Source organism: Halorubrum vacuolatum (assembly GCF_900188065.1).
Taxonomy (GTDB): Archaea; Halobacteriota; Halobacteria; order Halobacteriales; family Haloferacaceae; genus Halorubrum; species Halorubrum vacuolatum.
In genome coordinates this window covers 213,995-231,211 of sequence record NZ_FZNQ01000003.1, presented here as the reverse complement: position 1 = coordinate 231,211, position 17,217 = coordinate 213,995, and the positions used below count along the sequence as shown (strand labels likewise).

The following is a 17,217-nucleotide window of genomic DNA, read 5'->3' as shown; positions in this document are numbered from 1 at the left end:
AGCTTCCGAGCGAGGTCGTAGAAAAACGCATGCAGGCGTCCACGCCCACGGATATGAAACCGCCACAACGTATTTATATTGCGAGTGGCATACCATCGCACATGACCCGGACTGCGCTGATCGGCAACCTCACCGCGATGCTTGAGGATGCGGATTTCACCGTCAGTGACCGGTGTGCGGTCCGGCCGAAGAGCTTCGACGTCGCCGCCCGGCGCGGCGGGGACCTCGTGTTGCTCAAGATCCTCGGGAACGTGGACGCACTCGATGCCGAGACCGGCGCCGAGCTGCGGCGGCTGGGCGAGTACCTGGAGGCGACGCCGCTGGTCGTCGGCCTTCGCACGCGCGATGAGGACCTGAAACCCGGCGTCGTCTACTTCAGACACGGCGTCCCCGTGATCCACCCGGACACCGCCTACGAGCTGTTCGTCGAGGAGATGCCGCCGCTCATCTACGCGGCGCCCGGCGGCCTCTATGTGAGTCTGGACGGCGACCTGCTGGCCGACGAGCGGGAGGAGCGTGGCTGGTCGCTCGGTCGCTTGGCGACCGAACTCGGCGTCTCCAGACGAACCGTCTCGAAGTATGAGGACGGAATGAACGCCTCCATCGAGGTGGCGCTCCAACTGGAGGAGCTGTTCGAGAAGCCGTTCTCCAGCCCCGTCGATGTCCTCGATGGGGCGGAGGACGTCCGTGATGCGGACCCGACCCCGTCGGCTCCCGATGCGGACCCGGACGACGAACACGTCGTCCACGTACTCACGAGCGCCGGCTTCACCGTCCATCCGACCGCCCGTGCGCCGTTCAAGGCCGTCTCCGAGGACGACGACGGACGCTCGATGCGGATGCTCACGGGTCACTCGGCGTTCACCCGGGCGGCCGAAAAGCGCGCCCGGATCATGTCCTCCATCGGCGAGGTCGCACGGACCCGGTCGGTGTATTTCACCGAGCAGGACGAGAAACGGGACGCCGTCGAGGGGACCGCGCTCGTCTCGTGTGAGGAACTGGCCGCCATCGACGACCCGGACGCCGTCCGCGAGCTGTTGCGCGAGCGTGCGGAACCGCCGTCGGAGGCGTGACCGACACGGATCGGAGGCGACGACCGAACGAGCGGCAATTCCCACCCCCGATCAGCGGCCGAACAGACGGCTAAAGAACCCACCCTTTTTTTCTTCCTCCTCCTCGGAGTCTTCGCGCTCGCGCGCGAGGGCGGTGTCCATCCCCGTATCGTCGTCACGGAACGGAACGCTTCCGGCGAGTTCGTCGTCCGGATCGTCCTCGGTCGGCTCGTCAACGTCGTCGGTCTCCGGATCGTCTATCTCGTCCGCAACTGAGTCTTCCACCGCGTCAGCCTCCTCCACCGCGTCAGTCTCAGCCTCCTCCACCGCGTCAGTCTCCGGTTCGTCCGCGACGATACCCTCCAACTCGTCCTCCGGCGGTTCCATCCCCGTCGCCTCGGCGTCGGCGACGATGATGCCGTCGTCGTCCGCATCGTCGTCGTCGGCCCCTGCTGCCGATGCGTCTGCCTCACTTGTCTCGGCCGGCTCGTCCACCTCGACGGCGGACTCCCCGACGGCGGGCTCCTCGACGGCGATATCGGTCAACTCCCGGGTTAACTCCCGATAGGCGTGGCTCGCAGGGGCCGCCGGGGCGAACGTGACGAGCGGCTTGCCGGCGTCGATCGCCTCGCCGATGGCTGGGTCTTCCGGGATCCGGCAGAGGACGGTCGTCCGGAGCAGCTCCGCGACGAGTTCGTCCTCGGCGTCCATGCATGACGGGTCCGTGCGGGTGATAGCTGCGCCGGCGACGGTGCCGCCGAGACGCTCGGTGAGCTGGCGGGTCTTTTCGGTGTCGCCGAGCGCGTCGCGTTCGGGCGTCGAAACGAGCAGCGTCTCGTCGGCGAGCCCGAGCGGGAGCGACGACTCGTGTGAGAGCCCGGCACCGACGTCCAATACGAGATAGTCGGCGGCATCGAGGGCGTCGATGACCTGCCGGAGGGCCGTCGGATCCGCCGCGGCGTACGCGTCGAGATCGGTGGTCCCCGGGACCACCCGTAACCCGTTCGGACCCTCGTGGACCGCATCCAGTGGATCGGCACGGTCGGCGAGGACGTCATGTAGCGTCGTCTCGCCGACGTCGATGCCGAGCGAACTCGCGAGGTTGGCCATTCCGATGTCGGCATCGACGGCGACGACATCGGCGCCGGTCCCGGCAAGCACCGTGGCCACCGCCGCGGCCGTGGTGGTCTTTCCCACCCCACCTTTCGCCGAGGCGACCGCATACACCGTTGCCATACCGTCACGGTCCGGCGACTCCTACTTAAATGTACGCGGGCGATCGCCGGGGATCGACGACTGCCGGGCAGCCGTGGAGAGCGACGGAGGAAACGACCGACCCACCGAGGCGGACGTGCCAAGTGTTCGGGACGGAGCGGCGACGGAACTACGGCGAAACGGGACGGGACGGAACGGCGACGGAACTACGGCGAAACGGCGGCGGCTGTTCCGCCTCGTTTCGCAAACACCTTATATGTCGCTCGTGGAGTTTTCTACGATTAGAGAGTATGGCGAGACCAGAGGTGCTCGACCGGATCAAGGAGACCGAAAGGGAGGCGGACGAGATCATCGCGGAGGCGGAAGCCGACGCCGACGAGCGCCTCGCCGAGGCCCGGCGGCGTGCGGACGAGATCCGCACGGAGGCCGAGCGTGAGGCGGCCGAGGAGGCCGACGAACGGCTCGCGGCGGCCCGTGAGGAGATCGAGGATCGTCGCGAGGAGATCCTCGAGGCGGGCCGTGCCGATCGTGAAGCGCTCGAGAGCGAGGCACGAAACCGGATCGACGACGCCGTCGACGATGCCGTCGAACGGTTCGAAAAAGCGGTGGAAGCATACGCGTCGGGGGAATAGATGGCCCTCAGACCGGAGCAGATGAGCAAGGTGTCGGTGGCGGGCTCGAAACGCGTCATCGACGACGTCATCGAGGCGGCGTACGAACACCACTCGCTCCACGTTACCGACTACGATGAGCGGTACGAAGGGTTCGAACCCGGACAGTCACTGGAGGGGGCCGAAGCGATCAACGAGCGGCTCGTGACCGTTCGGTCCCTCGAAAGCATCCTCGACGTGACGGGTGAGGAGATCGATGCCGCCGGCGCGCTCGACGACGATGAACTCGAAGCGGCGCTCGCGGACATCCGCGAACGGGTCAACGAGCGAAACGACCGACGTGATGCGATCCGCGGCGAAATTCGCGAGCTCACGGACGAGATCGACCGGATGGAGCCGTTCGCCGAACTCGGTATCGAACTCGACCTCCTCAAAGGGTACGAGTCGCTCGAAGTCGTCGTCGGCGAGGCGAAGGCGTCTGACGTCGAAACCGCGCTCGAAGCGGCCGAGGGGCTCGAAGCCTACGAGGTATTCAGCGGCCGGGGCGTCGTCGCGATCTTCGCGAGACCGGCCGAAGACGCCGACGAGGGCGCGTTACAGGACGCGTTGGTCGGCGTCGACATCGCGTTCCTCAACGTGCCGGATGCCGATCGGAGTCCGGCGGAGTACGTCGCGGAACTCGAAGCGGAGCGGGCGGAACTCGAAGCCGAACGCGAGTCGATCGACGCGGAGATCGCCGAGATCAAGGAGGAGGCGGCCGGCTTCCTCCTCCGCGCCGAAGAACAACTCACCATCGAGGCACAGAAGAAACAGGCGCCGCTGTCGTTCGCGACGACGGAGAACGCCTTCATCGCGGAGGGCTGGATCCCGACGGCGACGTTCGACGAGTTCGCGGCGACCATCGCCGACGCGGTCGGCGACCACGCGGAGGTCGAGGAGCTCGAACGCGCCTCCTTCACGCCCGACGGCGACCATCACAGCGAGCCGGTAGATGATGGGGGAGCGCGCGCGGACGATGAAGACGCCGCCGAGGCCTCGGCCGCGGATGCGAAGGATACCGAACAGGAGGCGGCCACGGACGGCGGGCACGCACAACCCGAGGACAACCCGCCGGTCGTGCAGAAAAACGGCGACCTTGCCGGTCCGTTCGAACTGCTCGTGAAAGGGTTCGGTCGGCCGAAGTACACCGAGTTCGACCCGACGCTTCTGGTCTTCCTCACGTTCCCGCTCATGTTCGGGTTCATGATCGGGGACATGGGCTATGGGGTGCTGTACGGCGTCATCGGCTGGTATCTCTACAGCAACCACGACGGCGCGATGCGTGAGCTGGGTGCGGTCTCCATCTGGGCAGGTATCTTCACCTTCCTGTTCGGGATCTACTACGGGGTCGACATCTTCGGCTACCACGCGTACCCGTGGCTGGGCATCGAGGCGTGGGAGATGTCCAAGGGGCTCTCACCCGGGAGCGCCGATTGGGCGCTGGCGTGGCTCGTCGTGAGCGTGCTGTTCGGCGTGCTCCACCTCAACGTCGGGTACGTCCTCTCGTTCGTCAGCCTCTATCAGGCGCATGATCTCAAGCACGCGATCTACGAGAGCTTCTCGTGGATCCTGCTGCTCAACGGGATCTGGATCTGGATCTTCAGCCAGCACGTCGGCGGGATGAAACCGGACTTCATGTTCGATTCCATCGGGTTGGTGACCCTCGGGTTCGTGGAGTTCGCTGGCTTCCCGGTGATCGTCGGGTACCTCGCGATCGCGGCCGCCGCGCTCGGCTTCATCCTGCTTTTGATCGGCGAGCCGACCGAGGCCGTCGAGGTGTTGTCGCCGCTCGTGAACGCCATCTCCTACGCCCGGATCATGGCGGTGCTGATCGCGAAGGGCGGGATGGCGCTCGCGGTCAACCTGCTGGCGTTCGGCGCGTACATCAGCGACGGCGGCGACGGGAGCTTCACGTTCATCTTCACGCCGAGCAACCTCGCGAGCGCACAGGAACGCGCGGCCGCGGGCGAGGTCGAACTCGTCTTCGCCGGCATCTCGACGGCGTTCGAGCCGAGCGTGATCGGGATCGTCGCGCTCGTCGGGGCGATCCTCGTGGCGATCATCGGCCACATCGTCGTCCTGCTGCTCGGCGTCACCGCCGCCGGCATTCAGGGGATCCGTCTCGAGTACGTCGAGTTCTTCGGGAAGTTCTACGAGGGCGGTGGCGACCCCTACGAGCCGTTCGGCTACGACCGGCAGTACACCGCCGACGACTGAACGCGGGGAGGCTCCCCATCGGAGCCGCCACGAACGGCTCCGAACGTCACGGTACACGGTCACACACTCGCCGTCCGAAAGTCCCGATAGACGTGGGTTAGAAGCCCCCAATCGACCGTTCTCGTCGTTCCGTTTGGGAAGCTTTATGACTCCTGTGGGGGCAACTAGAGACTGTTCGGAGACGAGCAATCGGAACCTACCACAATGATCGAAACTGCCAACGAACTCGGGCACGTCGCAATGCAAGAAGGGGAAGTACTGATCGAGGCCGACACCGCTGCCGCACTGGCCGTCGGTCTCGCGGCGCTCGCCGCCGGCTACGCGGAGCGTGGCATCGGGGCCGCCGCCGTCGGCGCGATGGCGGAGGACGATGATCTCTTCGTCAACGGGCTTATCCTGACGGTGCTGCCCGAGACGATCGTCATTCTCGCGCTGGTCGTCGTCTTCATCGTCTAACCCGACCTCCTTTCCAACCAATGAGTTTGGACACTGTCGTTGAGGACATCCGGGACGAAGCCCGCGCGCGTGCAGAGGAAATACGCGAGCAGGCCGACGCCGAGGCTGACGAGATCATCGCCGACGCTGAGGCCGACGCCGAGCGGATCCGCGAGGAGCGCCTCGCCGAAGCGGATCGGCAGGTCGAGCGTGAGCGCGAGCAGACGCTCTCTTCCGCAAAGCTCGAAGCGAAACAGGAGCGGCTCGCCGCCCGTCGCGACGTACTGAACGACGTTCGCGACGGCGTCGAGTCGGAGATCGCGGCGTTCGAGGGCGAACGCCGACGCGAACTCACGGAGACCCTGCTCGATGCCACGGTCGCGGAGTTCGACGGCAAGGACGTCGCCGTCTATACCCGCGCCGAGGATATCGAACTCGTCGAGGAGCTCTGTGAGGAGCGCGAGAACGTCGAGGTCGACGGCGAGGTCGACTGTCTCGGCGGCGTCGTCGGCGAGAGCGACGCCTCCCGCGTTCGCGTGAACAACACGTTCGACTCGGTCCTCGCGGAGGTCTGGGACGACGAGTTGAAAGGCCTCTCGGAGCGACTGTTCGACACATGAGCCTCGTCGGCAGCTCGAACCCGGAGTACGTCGTGGCCAGGGTTCGCGCCCGCCGCGGCATGCTGTACAGCACCGAGGAGTATCGCAAGCTTACCCGCATGTCCCCCCCGGAGATCGCCCGGTTCATGGAGGAGTCGACCTACGAGGCGGAGATCAACGCGCTGGGGAGCAGACATGGCGGCGTCGACCTGATCGAGTACGCGCTCAACGCAAATCTCGCGAAACAGTTCGAGGAGATCCTCGACTGGAGCGAGGGGGAGCTGTATGACCTCATCGTCCGCTACCTTCGGAAGTTCGACGCGGGGAACGTGAAGACGGTTATTCGTGGGATCTACACCGACGCGAGCCGCGAGGCTATCGAGACCGACCTCATCCGTGCCGGCGAGTTCGACGACCGGTTGATCCGTCGGCTACTCGAGGCCGAGTCGATCGAGGCGGTCGTCGAGATCCTCGAAGGAACGATCTACGGCGAGCCGCTCGCGGCGGCCTACGAGGAGTACGAGGAGACCGACGTCCTCGTTCCGTTGGAGAACGCGATAGACCGCGCGTTCTACGAGCGGCTGTTGGGGAACTTACCACGTGGGGAGCCCGTGAGACAGTACGAGGCGTTTCTCAAAGCGGAGATCGACTTCCGCAACGCCGACAACGCGCTTCGGCTCGCGCGTTCCGGTGCGGAGATCGACCCCGCCGAGTACTTCATCGACGGCGGCGACCTGTTCGACCGCGACACGCTCGCGCGACTCGCGCGTGACCTGGACGAGCTCGTCGAGTACATCGCCGACAGCGACTACGCCGACGAGCTCGGGCCGGCGCTGCGCGAACTCGAGGTGGCGGACAGCCTCATCGCGTTCGAACACGCGACGGACACGGCGCTTTTGAACTACGGCGACAAACTGGGAACGAGGCACCCGGTGTCGGTGACGCCGGTCATTTCATACATCCTCGCGAAGGAGCGTGAGGTGGAGAACATTCGGGCGATCGCCCGCGGCAAGGAGGCCGGCCTTTCGGCCGCCGAGATCGAAGAGGATCTGGTGATAACATGAGCCAGGAGATCGCCGTCGTCGGCAGTCCGGAGTTCACGACGGGCTTCCGGCTCGCCGGCGTCCGAAAGTGCGAGAACGTCCCGGAGACGGAAAAGCCCGAGCAGCTCGATGATGCCGTCGAGCGGACCCTCGCGGACGACGAGATCGGTATCATCGTGATGTACGACGCGGACCTCGATCACCTCTCGCGGGGGACCCGCGAGCGGGTCGAAGGGAGCATCGAGCCCGTCCTCGTGACGCTCGGCGCATCGGGTGCCGGCAGCGGCGGGCTGCGAGACCAGATCAAACGAGCCATCGGGATCGACCTGATGGAGGAGGACGACTGATATGAGCAAAGCAGAATCCACGGACGGCACCGCAACCGGTGTCATCCAAAGCGTGAGCGGTCCGGTCGTGAGCGCCCGCGACCTCGACGCCCGCATGAACGACGTCGTCTACGTCGGCGACGAAGGACTCATGGGGGAAGTGATCGAGATCGAGGGCAACATCACGACCATTCAGGTGTATGAAGAGACCTCCGGCGTCGGCCCCGGCGAACCCGTCGAGAACACGGGCGAGCCGCTGTCGGTCGACCTCGGCCCGGGAATGTTGGACGCCATCTACGACGGCGTGCAGCGGCCCCTGGACGTGCTGGAGGGGAAGATGGAAAGCCCCTATCTCGACCGCGGGGTCGACGCGCCCGGCATCGACCTCGAAGCCGAGTGGGAGTTCGAGCCGACCGTCGAGGTCGGCGACGAGGTCGGCCGCGGCGACGTGATCGGGATCGTCGAGGAGACGGTCACCATCGACCACAAGGTGATGGTGCCGCCGAACGCCTTGGACGACGGCGAGACGGCGGCCATCGAGTCGATCGAGGCCGGTTCGTTCGACGTCACCGAGGCGGTCGCCGAACTCGACAACGGCGTCGAGATCTCGATGCATCAGGAGTGGCCGGTGCGTGAGCCCCGACCGACCGTCGAGAAGCGGACGCCGCGGACCCCGCTTGTTTCGGGCCAGCGTATTCTCGACGGCCTGTTCCCGATCGCGAAGGGTGGGACGGCAGCCATTCCGGGCCCGTTCGGCTCGGGCAAGACCGTCACCCAGCACCAGCTCGCGAAGTACGCCGACGCGGACATCATCGTCTACGTCGGCTGTGGCGAGCGTGGCAACGAGATGACGGAGGTGATCGAGGACTTCCCGGAGCTTGAGGACCCCGCCAACGGCAACCCGCTGATGGCGCGAACCTCGCTCATCGCGAACACCTCGAACATGCCCGTCGCGGCGCGTGAATCCTGTATCTACACGGGGATCACGATCGCGGAGTACTACCGGGACATGGGTTACGACGTCGCGCTGATGGCCGACTCCACCTCGCGATGGGCGGAGGCGATGCGCGAGATCTCCTCGCGACTGGAGGAGATGCCCGGCGAGGAGGGCTACCCGGCGTACCTCGCCGCGCGGCTGGCGCAGTTCTACGAGCGGGCCGGCTACTTCGAGAACATCAACGGCACGGAGGGGTCCGTCTCCGCGATCGGCGCGGTGAGCCCGCCGGGCGGCGACTTCTCCGAGCCGGTCACCCAGAACACGCTGCGGATCGTGAAGACGTTCTGGGCGCTCGATGCGGACCTCGCCGAGCGTCGACACTTCCCATCGATCAACTGGAACGAGTCCTACTCGCTATATAAAGACCAGCTCGACCCGTGGTTCAAAGAGGAGGTCGCAGAGGACTGGGATTCGACGCGCCAGTGGGCCGTCGACGTGCTGGACGAGGAGACGGAGCTGCAGGAGATCGTGCAGCTGGTCGGGAAGGACGCGCTGCCGGAGGACCAGCAGCTGACCCTGGAGGTCGCCCGCTATCTTCGTGAGGCGTACCTGCAGCAGAACGCGTTCCACCCGGTCGACACGTACTGTCCGCCGGAGAAGACCTACCTCATCCTGACGACGATCCGGACGTTCAACGACGAGGCGTTCAAGGCGCTCGAAGCCGGCGTCCCCGTCGAGGAGATCATCGCCGTCGAGGCGATCCCGAAGATCAACCGGATCGGCGTCCAGGAGGAGTACGGCGAGTACATCGAGGAGCTGAAATCGGAGATCGCTGACGGCATTCGGAGCCTCTACTGACCATGAAAGAATACCAAACCATCACCGAGATCAGCGGCCCGCTGGTGTACGCCGAGGTCGACGAGCCGATCGGGTACGACGAGATCGTCGAGATCGAGACGGCACAGGGGAAGACGCTGCGTGGACAGGTGCTCGAATCCGCGGATGGCGTCGTGGCCATCCAGGTGTTCGAGGGCACCTCCGGTATCGACCAGAAGGCATCCGTTCGGTTCCTCGGCGAAACGATGAAGATGCCCGTCACCGAGGACCTGCTCGGGCGCGTGCTGGACGGCTCCGGCCGCCCGATCGACGACGGACCCGAGATCGTCCCTGAGGAGCGACAGGACATCGTCGGGGCGGCGATCAACCCGTACTCGCGGGAGTACCCCGAGGAGTTCATCGAGACGGGCGTGTCGGCCATTGACGGCATGAACACGCTCGTTCGCGGGCAGAAGCTGCCGATCTTCTCGAGTTCGGGCCAGCCGCACAGCGAGTTGGCGATGCAGATCGCCCGGCAGGCGAGCGTGCCCGAAGAGGAGAGCGACGGCGGCGAAGGCTCCGAGTTCGCGGTGATCTTCGGCGCGATGGGGATCACCCAGGAGGAGGCGAACGAGTTCATGGAGGACTTCGAACGGACCGGCGCGTTGGAGCGCTCCGTCGTCTTCATGAACCTCGCGGACGACCCCGCCGTCGAGCGGACGGTCACCCCGCGGATGGTGCTCACGACCGCCGAGTATCTCGCCTTCGAGAAGGACTACCACGTGCTCGTCATCCTCACGGACATGACGAACTACTGTGAGGCGCTCCGTGAGATCGGCGCCGCCCGCGAGGAGGTGCCGGGCCGCCGTGGCTACCCCGGATACATGTACACCGACCTGGCACAGCTGTACGAGCGTGCGGGTCGGATCGAGGGCCGTGAGGGGTCGGTGACGCAGATCCCGATCCTCACGATGCCGGGCGACGACGACACCCACCCGATCCCGGACCTGACCGGCTACATCACGGAGGGGCAGATCTACGTCGACCCCGACCTCAACAGTCAGGGCCTGCAACCCCCCGTGAACGTGCTTCCCAGCCTCTCCCGGCTGATGGACGACGGGATCGGCGAGGGACTTACCCGTGGCGACCACGGCGACGTCTCCGACCAGATGTACGCGGCGTACGCGGAGGGCGAGGACCTTCGTGACCTCGTGAACATCGTCGGTCGTGAGGCGCTCTCCGAGCGTGACAACAAGTATCTCGACTTCGCGGACGCCTTCGAGACGGAGTTCATCGATCAGGGATTCCAGACCAGCCGCGATATCGAGGAGACGCTCGAGATCGGCTGGGAACTGCTCTCGATGCTGCCGAAATCGGAACTCAACCGCGTCGGCGAGGAGTATATCGAACAGTACTACCACGAGGAGGACGCCGAAGAGGCGGTCGCCGAGGCGGCCGACTAACCTACCATGGCCAAGGACGTCAAGCCGACACGCAAGAACCTGATGGCGATCGAGGATCGCATCGAGCTCTCCGAGCGGGGGCACGACACGCTCGAACAGAAGCGTGACGGGCTCATCATGGAGTTTATGGACATCCTCGATCAGGCACAGGACGTCCGGTCGGACATGGCCGAGGACTACGAGCGCGCACAGGACAAGCTGAACAAAGCGCGCGCGATGGAGGGCGACGTCGCCGTCCGCGGAGCGGCCGCGGCGCTGAAAGAACACCCCGAGATCACCACGCAGTCGAAGAACATCATGGGGGTCGTCGTCCCACAGATCGAGTCCTCGAAGGTACGGAAGAACCTCGATGAACGTGGGTACGGGTTGCTCGGCTCCTCCGCGCGGATCGACGAGGCCGCGGACGCCTACGAGGAGCTGTTGGAGACGATCATCCTCGCCGCCGAGGTCGAGACGGCGATGAAGAAGATGTTGGAGGAGATCGAGACGACGAAACGGCGGGTGAACGCCCTGGAGTTCACGCTGTTACCCCAGCTCTATGAGAACCAGGAGTACATCGAGCAGAAGCTCGAAGAGCAGGAGCGTGAGGAGATCTTCCGGCTAAAGAAGATCAAAGCGAAGAAGGAAGAAGAGGAGGCGAAGGCCGAAGCGGAGGCGGAAGCTGCCGAGTCGGAGACCGTCTCCGCGGACTGAGTCGGCTGTACATTTTTAACGGAGGATTCGTCTCGCTCGAAGGCCATCTTTACGGTGTACTGAATGGGCTCTGATTACGTCGATACACAAGCAAAGCGACGGTTCCCCTTTTAAATATTCGGCCCGCGGACGGTCGATATGGCCTGCCCGCGATGTGGAGCCGACGTCGTCGCCTTTGCCGTCCCTGAAGACATACGTGAACACGCCCCCGCGACGGTCGCCGCGATCTGTACGCGCTGTCTCACAACCCATCCGGCGGCGGAGGTGGGCGTGGATCCGAAAGCCGTCGTCTCCGAAAGCGGCCCCGATCTCACGGCGGTCGACTCCGCCTTTCCGACCGGCGATGCGGGGATCGCGTTGGCACTCATGTGCGGGCTGCTCGAATCGTACGCTTTGAACCGGGCGGGGATCGAGGAACTGTTGGGCTATGCGGAGCGACACGGCGCGGACGTCTTCACGTTTTTGGAGCGGCTCGACGCCCGGGAGGCGATGTTCGATCTAGATCGGCGGCGGCAGGTACTGCTGGAAAGTTTATAACTGGATACTCGGCGCTGGTGGTGGGTTTATAAATAACGTCGCCATCGAAGGCGTGCAGATGGGTTCGGACGCCCCGTACGCCCCTCACTTCGCGAAGTAGCTCGTGAGATACCCGGAGAGGAACGCCGAAACCCCGGCGGCGAGCAACACGTCGCCGAGCGTGTACGGTTCAGCCTCGTCATCGGCGAGCAGGGCGATGACGGCGACGCTGATGACGAGCGAGATGATCCCGTTGACGAGGTCGGTTTTCACGGATCCCATGGGTGAGGATGGGGTGGAAGCGGCAAAACGGTTCGCCGTCGACGGTCGGATTCGCCGCGATCAGTCGTCGTCGCCCGCGTCGGCCTCCTCGACCTCCGGGTCGGCCTCCTCACGTTCGAGCACGGTGACGCGTACCTGCATAATTCGGGTGTTATCGACGCGCTCGATGCCGATCTTGACCTCGTCGAACTCGATCTCCTCGCCCTCCTCGACGAGGCGACCGGCGCGGTTGAAGACGAACCCCGCGAGCGTCTCGAACTCCTCGCCCTCCGGGAGGTCGATCTCCAACGCCTCGTTCACCTCGTCGATGTTGACCTCCCCCTGAACGAGCGCGACGTTCTCCGCTACGAACTCGATCGGCTCGGGCTCGTCGCCCTCCAGAATGTCGCCGACGATCTCCTCCACCATGTCCTCCAAGGTGATGAGCCCCTCCGTCGTGCCGAACTCGTCGATGACGATGACCATCTGGAGGCGGTTGTCCTGCATCTCGGTCAACAGCTCGTCGACGTTCTTCGATTCGGGAACGTGCAGGGTGGGCTTGACGACGCGTTCGAGGGAGGGTTCACCCTCGGAGTAGCGGAGCTCGCGGACGAGGTCGCGGACGGTGACGATTCCGATGATGTTGTCGAGGTTGCGGTCGAAGACGGGGACGCGCTCGCGATCCGCCTGGATGCACGTCTCGATCGCCTCGTCGACGGACGCGTCCTTGGGAACCGCCGTGATGTCGAGACGCGGGGTCATCACCTCCTTGGCGATGGTGTTGTTGAACCGGAATATCCGCGCGAGCATCTCCCGTTCCTCCTCGTCGATGACGCCCTCGCGCTCACCCGTCTCGATGATGTTCTGTATCTCCTCGCGGGTGACGTAGGTCGACTCGATGGCGGCGCGGCCGCCGGTGACTTTGTTCACGAGGCGAGTGAGATGATCGAAGACGACCACGAGCGGATACAACAGCGTCTCCGAGAGCTTGAGCGGGCGGGCGATCCGCAGCGACCACGATTCGGTGTGCTCGACGGCGTATGATTTCGGTGCCGTCTCCGCGAACAGCAGGACGACCGCCGTGATCCCGAAGGTCGTGAACACGATGGTCAACAGCGCGCTCTCGACGTAGAGGCCGATGAGCGCGGTCGCGATGGCGGTCATCGCGATGTTGACGAGGTTGTTGCCGACGAGGATCGTCACCAGCAGTCGGTGGGGGTTCTCCTTGAGCGCCCGGATGGTCCTCGCGCTTTTTATGCCCTCGTCGACGAGGCTGTCGACGCGGTGTTTCGGCAGCGAGAACATCGCGATCTCCGAGGAGGAGAAGAACGCCGACATCCCGAGCAGTATCACGATGGCGAGGATCCCGAGCAGCGTGACTATCGGGCCCTCCAAGACCGGTAGCCCTGGGATACCGGCCGCCAGCACGAGAAGCGTTGAGCCCATATACTCCTTGGTGTCGGTCGGGTGGCCGTTAAAACGTTACCTTCGTCGGCTCCTGGGTGGTCCGCGCAGTCGATTCCGGCGGCCGCGCTGGTTCCTCGACCGTACTCGCTGGTTCCTCGGACGTGCCCCGCTGGCTCTCCGAGCGTTCGCTGGGGTCCCCGGCGATGGGACGATCCGTCGTGCGGTGGGCGGGATATCGGGGACGTCCAGGGATCGGGGACGTCCAGGGATCGGGGACGTCCAGGGATCGGGGACGTTTGGCGTCGAGGACGTTCCGAGGTCGGTACCGTTAGGACGCTGGCGGCCGTCCATGCGAACATGACCGAACCAGCCATCACGCTGTACCGGCTGCAGGCGTGTCCCTACTGTGAACGGGTCGTCAGGGTGCTCGATCAGCTCGACGTGCCGTACCGCTCGCGGTACGTCGAACCGATGCACTCCGAACGCAACGTCGTGAAACGGATCTCCGGGAAACGAAGCGTCCCGGCCATCGTGGATGCCGAGACGGGCGTGACGATGTCCGAGAGCGGGAACATCGTCGAATACTTGGAGCGAACCTACGGCGGGACCGCGGGTACGGACGCGGCCGAAGCGAGCGTCGGGGGTGACGCATAGATGCCCGACTTCGAGGTCGTCTCGCTGCCGCCGGCGGATCACATCGAGGCGGGCGAGGTCGCCCCCGATTTCACCCGTCCGCTCGTCACCACCGAATACTGGGAGGACCGGTCGCTCGCGGACGTCGTCGACGGGCCGACGCTGCTCGTCTTTCATCCGATGGACGGCGCGTTCCAGGCGACGTATCTCTACAACGAGATCGACGACCGCGGCTGGGCGGCCGATATCGACGTCCTCGGGGTCTCGATCTCGACGCCGTATGAACACAAACGGCTCCTCGACACACGGGGTGAGGGCGTTCGGCTGTTCTCGGACCCGGGTGCGGAGGTCGCGCGCGAATACGGCGTCGAACACGATATCGACGGGATGGCTGGGATCACCGAGTGTCGGCCCGCCGTGTTCTTATTGGACGCCGATCGGACGGTACGATACGTGTGGGTCGCCGCCGAACACCCGGCGTTTCCCGACTACGACGAACTCGACGGGGCGATCGGCGACCTGATCGGCTGACGCCGCGGACGACCCGGTCGGCGACCTCCAGTACACCCCCGCCCAACGTATATAAGTCGCCCGCGAACCAACAGGTTTCCATGAAGCTCAGAACGCTCGCAGGGACAGCTCTCCTCGGCGTCGGTGCGGTGGCGGCCGCGAACGGCGGACTCAGGTATCAGGGGGAACTGGAGTCGGCGGTGGCCGGCGAGGATCGGACGTTCCGCTGGCGGGGGATCGATGTGGGCTACGTCGAGGCCGGTGACCCCGACGACCCCGATCTCGTCCTGTTACACGGGATCAACGCGGCCGGATCGAGCGGCGAGTGGCGTGAGGTCTTCAGCGATCTCGCGACGGATCATCACGTGATCGCCCCCGATTTCCCCGGCTACGGGCGATCTGACCGGCCGCCGCTGCGGTACTCCGCCGCGCTGTATGAGGACTTCGTCGCCGACTTCCTCGAACTGTTCGAGACGCCGGCGGTCGTCGCCTCCTCGCTGTCGGCCGCCTACGCCGCGGCGGCAGCCGAGGAGGTCGAGATCTCCGGGTTCGTGGGCGTCTGTCCGACGACGGTCGCGGGCCCCACGCCGCCGAAGGATTGGCTGCGCGAGCTGGTGCGCGCGCCGCTCGTCGGCGAGGCGGTCTTCAATCTCGTAACCTCGAAGCCGTCGATCCGGTATTTCAACGCCGACCACGGCTACTACGACGTCGCGAACGTGACCGACGAGTGGGTGGATTACGAATGGCGGACGACCCACGTCGAGAACGCCCGCTTCGCCCCCGCCTCGTTCATCTCGGGCTATCTCAACAGCGAGCTCGACCTCGCCGCCGCGCTCGCCGCCCTGGAGGTCCCACCGACGGTCGTCTGGGGACGCGAAGCGGAGGTGAGCCCGCTCGCGGACGGGAGGGAGCTTGCGGAGGCCGCGGACGCTCGGCTCGTCGTCTTCGATCGCGCCCGACTGTTGCCGCACGTCGAGTACCCCGAGCGGTTCACGGAGACGGTCCGTGAGAGCCTCATCGCCGGGGCGACCGCCTGAACGGTCCAGACATCACGGCTCCCGTTTGATGTACACCGTCTTCCGACAGGCGGCGTGAACGACCCCGTCGTCGTCGACGAGCGAAACGAGGTACTCGCGGTCGATGGATTCGTCCGGCGAGAGCGTCCCGCGTATCGTCGTCAGCTCGGCCTCGTCGACCTCGAACTCGGCATAGAGCGTCCCCCGGCCGGGTCTGATGAACTCGATCGCCGCCGACTTATCCCAGACGGTGAAGCTGTCGTCGAGGTTCCGCTGAAGCAGGGTCATGTAGACGGGATCGACCGCCCCGTAGAGGCTGCCGCCGAAGATCGCACCGACCAGATTTCGGGTGCGCCAGTTGTACGGGACACGGGTGCGGACGTACCGCCAGTCCCGGCCGATGTGTTCGATCCGCGCGCCGGTCCCCCGATACGCCGGAAAGAGGTTGTATGCGAGCCGCCAGAGGCGAGTCCGTCGGCTCTCCGGTGGTGGGTTCTCTCGAAGCGGGCGCGGATCGGGGTCACGGTCGATCCCGGTCGGCGAATCAGTCACGGTCGAACCCCGGCTCCCGTCGACAAACCGATATCGAAACCGGCGACAACGTGCAGTGTGTTGTTTCAGTCTGGCGTACGCGAGCGCGACACCGGGGCGGTGAGACCGCCGGTCCACACGCGTTCTTAAGTGACAACCGGCCGTGAACGGGACATGCGAACCGAAACCGTCGGCGACCCGACCGATCCGAACCTTCTCTGTGTCATCGGATGGGGCAATCGGTTGCAGCACGAGAACGTCCGCTGGCTGGTGGAGACGCTCGCGGCAGATTCGTTCGTCCACGCGGTCGAGATCCCCGACGTCGTGACGTCCTTCGAGCGGGAGTACCTGGATCCGGTGCGGGAACTCGCCGAGACGCTCGGGACGTATCGGTTTATTGGGCACTCAACGGGCGGGCTGATCGGCGCGTACCTTCGCGATCCTGCACCGGAACCGACGACACGGACGTATCTCAGCCCGTGGTGGGGGTTCGCCCCGGAGACGACGGGCCCGCTCCTCTCGCTCGTCCAGCGGCTCCCAATTTCCCGTCCGATCGTCCCGACCGGCGGGACCCGTGAGGAGAAGCGGGCGGCGATCGGCGAACTCGCGACCGACCGACAGCTTCGCGAAGGGCCGGATGCGGCCGCGCCGACGTTTCTCAGGGAGGCCGGTCGGGCACACGTCGGACTGGCGGCCATCGATCCCGACCCCACGGCCGTGGCCTTCTGTACGCTCACCGACCCCGTCGTCGACCCACGTCGGGTTGGCGATCGGATCGCCGCCGACCGAACGATCCTCTACGACGGCGGCCACGAACTCTTTTCCTCACGCTCGCGGACGGAGCACCGGAAAACGCTCCGGGCCGCCGTCCGTGAAGGTCCCGACGCCCTCGGGTGA

19 protein-coding genes are annotated in these 17,217 nt (G+C 65.4%); 15 read left to right on the top strand and 4 right to left on the bottom strand.

What is annotated here, in order from left to right; translation table 11 throughout:
• Positions 1–101 precede the first annotated feature (101 nt).
• Positions 102–1,073, top strand: a complete 972-nt coding sequence (locus CHB65_RS05235) for a transcriptional regulator (protein ID WP_089383999.1) — start codon at positions 102–104, stop codon at positions 1,071–1,073.
• Positions 1,074–1,124: 51 nt separating this feature from the next.
• Here the strand turns inward: CHB65_RS05235 and CHB65_RS05230 are convergent, their stop codons facing one another.
• The gene (locus tag CHB65_RS05230) at positions 1,125–2,288 is read right to left on the bottom strand and encodes a P-loop NTPase (protein ID WP_089383998.1); all 1,164 of its coding nucleotides are present in this window, start codon (positions 2,286–2,288) and stop codon (positions 1,125–1,127) included.
• Between the two features lie 269 nt (positions 2,289–2,557).
• On the opposite strand from CHB65_RS05230, the gene ahaH reads away from it, so the two are divergent.
• The 10 genes from ahaH (at position 2,558) to CHB65_RS05180 (ending at position 11,983) form a co-directional block, all read left to right on the top strand.
• Positions 2,558–2,899 carry an ATP synthase archaeal subunit H gene (ahaH, locus tag CHB65_RS05225; protein WP_089383997.1) on the top strand — a complete coding sequence of 114 codons (342 nt, stop codon included), beginning with the start codon at positions 2,558–2,560 and terminating at the stop codon, positions 2,897–2,899.
• 21 nt (positions 2,900–2,920) lie between these two features.
• Positions 2,921–5,134: a V-type ATP synthase subunit I gene (locus CHB65_RS05220; RefSeq protein WP_089383996.1), complete on the top strand. Its 2,214-nt coding sequence runs from the start codon at positions 2,921–2,923 to the stop codon at positions 5,132–5,134.
• Between the two features lie 204 nt (positions 5,135–5,338).
• Positions 5,339–5,590, top strand: coding sequence for a hypothetical protein (locus tag CHB65_RS05215; protein WP_089383995.1), 252 nt, complete (start codon positions 5,339–5,341; stop codon positions 5,588–5,590).
• Between the two features lie 20 nt (positions 5,591–5,610).
• On the top strand, positions 5,611–6,189 hold the full coding sequence (locus CHB65_RS05210) for a V-type ATP synthase subunit E (RefSeq protein WP_089383994.1): 579 nt from the start codon (positions 5,611–5,613) through the stop codon (positions 6,187–6,189).
• Positions 6,186–7,232: a V-type ATP synthase subunit C gene (locus CHB65_RS05205; protein ID WP_089383993.1), complete on the top strand. Its 1,047-nt coding sequence runs from the start codon at positions 6,186–6,188 to the stop codon at positions 7,230–7,232. Before CHB65_RS05210 ends, CHB65_RS05205 begins: the two co-directional genes overlap by 4 nt.
• The gene (locus tag CHB65_RS05200) at positions 7,229–7,558 is read left to right on the top strand and encodes a V-type ATP synthase subunit F (protein WP_089383992.1); all 330 of its coding nucleotides are present in this window, start codon (positions 7,229–7,231) and stop codon (positions 7,556–7,558) included. The genes CHB65_RS05205 and CHB65_RS05200 overlap by 4 nt, the downstream gene beginning before the upstream one ends.
• A 1-nt stretch (position 7,559) precedes the next feature.
• On the top strand, positions 7,560–9,332 hold the full coding sequence (locus CHB65_RS05195; RefSeq protein ID WP_089383991.1) for a V-type ATP synthase subunit A: 1,773 nt from the start codon (positions 7,560–7,562) through the stop codon (positions 9,330–9,332).
• Between the two features lie 2 nt (positions 9,333–9,334).
• On the top strand, positions 9,335–10,753 hold the full coding sequence (locus CHB65_RS05190) for a V-type ATP synthase subunit B (protein ID WP_089383990.1): 1,419 nt from the start codon (positions 9,335–9,337) through the stop codon (positions 10,751–10,753).
• A 6-nt stretch (positions 10,754–10,759) separates the two neighbouring features.
• The gene (locus CHB65_RS05185; RefSeq protein WP_089383989.1) at positions 10,760–11,446 is read left to right on the top strand and encodes a V-type ATP synthase subunit D; all 687 of its coding nucleotides are present in this window, start codon (positions 10,760–10,762) and stop codon (positions 11,444–11,446) included.
• A gap of 138 nt (positions 11,447–11,584) precedes the next feature.
• Positions 11,585–11,983, top strand: a complete 399-nt coding sequence (locus CHB65_RS05180) for a DUF6276 family protein (RefSeq protein WP_089383988.1) — start codon at positions 11,585–11,587, stop codon at positions 11,981–11,983.
• 84 nt (positions 11,984–12,067) lie between these two features.
• Here the strand turns inward: CHB65_RS05180 and CHB65_RS17310 are convergent, their stop codons facing one another.
• A complete protein-coding gene (locus CHB65_RS17310) occupies positions 12,068–12,244 on the bottom strand; it encodes a hypothetical protein (protein WP_179213584.1) in 177 nt (58 codons plus the stop codon).
• A gap of 60 nt (positions 12,245–12,304) precedes the next feature.
• Positions 12,305–13,669, bottom strand: a complete 1,365-nt coding sequence (locus CHB65_RS05175) for a hemolysin family protein (RefSeq protein WP_089383987.1) — start codon at positions 13,667–13,669, stop codon at positions 12,305–12,307.
• Between the two features lie 318 nt (positions 13,670–13,987).
• On the opposite strand from CHB65_RS05175, the gene CHB65_RS05170 reads away from it, so the two are divergent.
• The 3 genes from CHB65_RS05170 to CHB65_RS05160 all read left to right on the top strand — a co-directional run bounded on the left by CHB65_RS05170 (position 13,988) and on the right by CHB65_RS05160 (position 15,810).
• The gene (locus CHB65_RS05170; protein WP_089383986.1) at positions 13,988–14,284 is read left to right on the top strand and encodes a glutaredoxin family protein; all 297 of its coding nucleotides are present in this window, start codon (positions 13,988–13,990) and stop codon (positions 14,282–14,284) included.
• Complete coding sequence (locus tag CHB65_RS05165; RefSeq protein ID WP_089383985.1) at positions 14,285–14,794, top strand: peroxiredoxin family protein; 510 nt, start codon at positions 14,285–14,287, stop codon at positions 14,792–14,794.
• Positions 14,795–14,874: 80 nt separating this feature from the next.
• Entirely contained in the window at positions 14,875–15,810 is a 936-nt protein-coding gene (locus CHB65_RS05160; protein ID WP_089383984.1) for an alpha/beta fold hydrolase, read from the top strand.
• A 12-nt stretch (positions 15,811–15,822) separates the two neighbouring features.
• Here CHB65_RS05160 and CHB65_RS05155 read toward each other — a convergent pair whose 3' ends face one another.
• Positions 15,823–16,341 (bottom strand): DUF4442 domain-containing protein, encoded by a 519-nt coding sequence (locus tag CHB65_RS05155; RefSeq protein WP_089384054.1) that lies wholly within the window; start codon positions 16,339–16,341, stop codon positions 15,823–15,825.
• A 153-nt stretch (positions 16,342–16,494) separates the two neighbouring features.
• Between CHB65_RS05155 and CHB65_RS05150 the strand changes: the two genes are divergently transcribed.
• Positions 16,495–17,217 (top strand): alpha/beta fold hydrolase domain-containing protein, encoded by a 723-nt coding sequence (locus tag CHB65_RS05150; RefSeq protein ID WP_089383983.1) that lies wholly within the window; start codon positions 16,495–16,497, stop codon positions 17,215–17,217.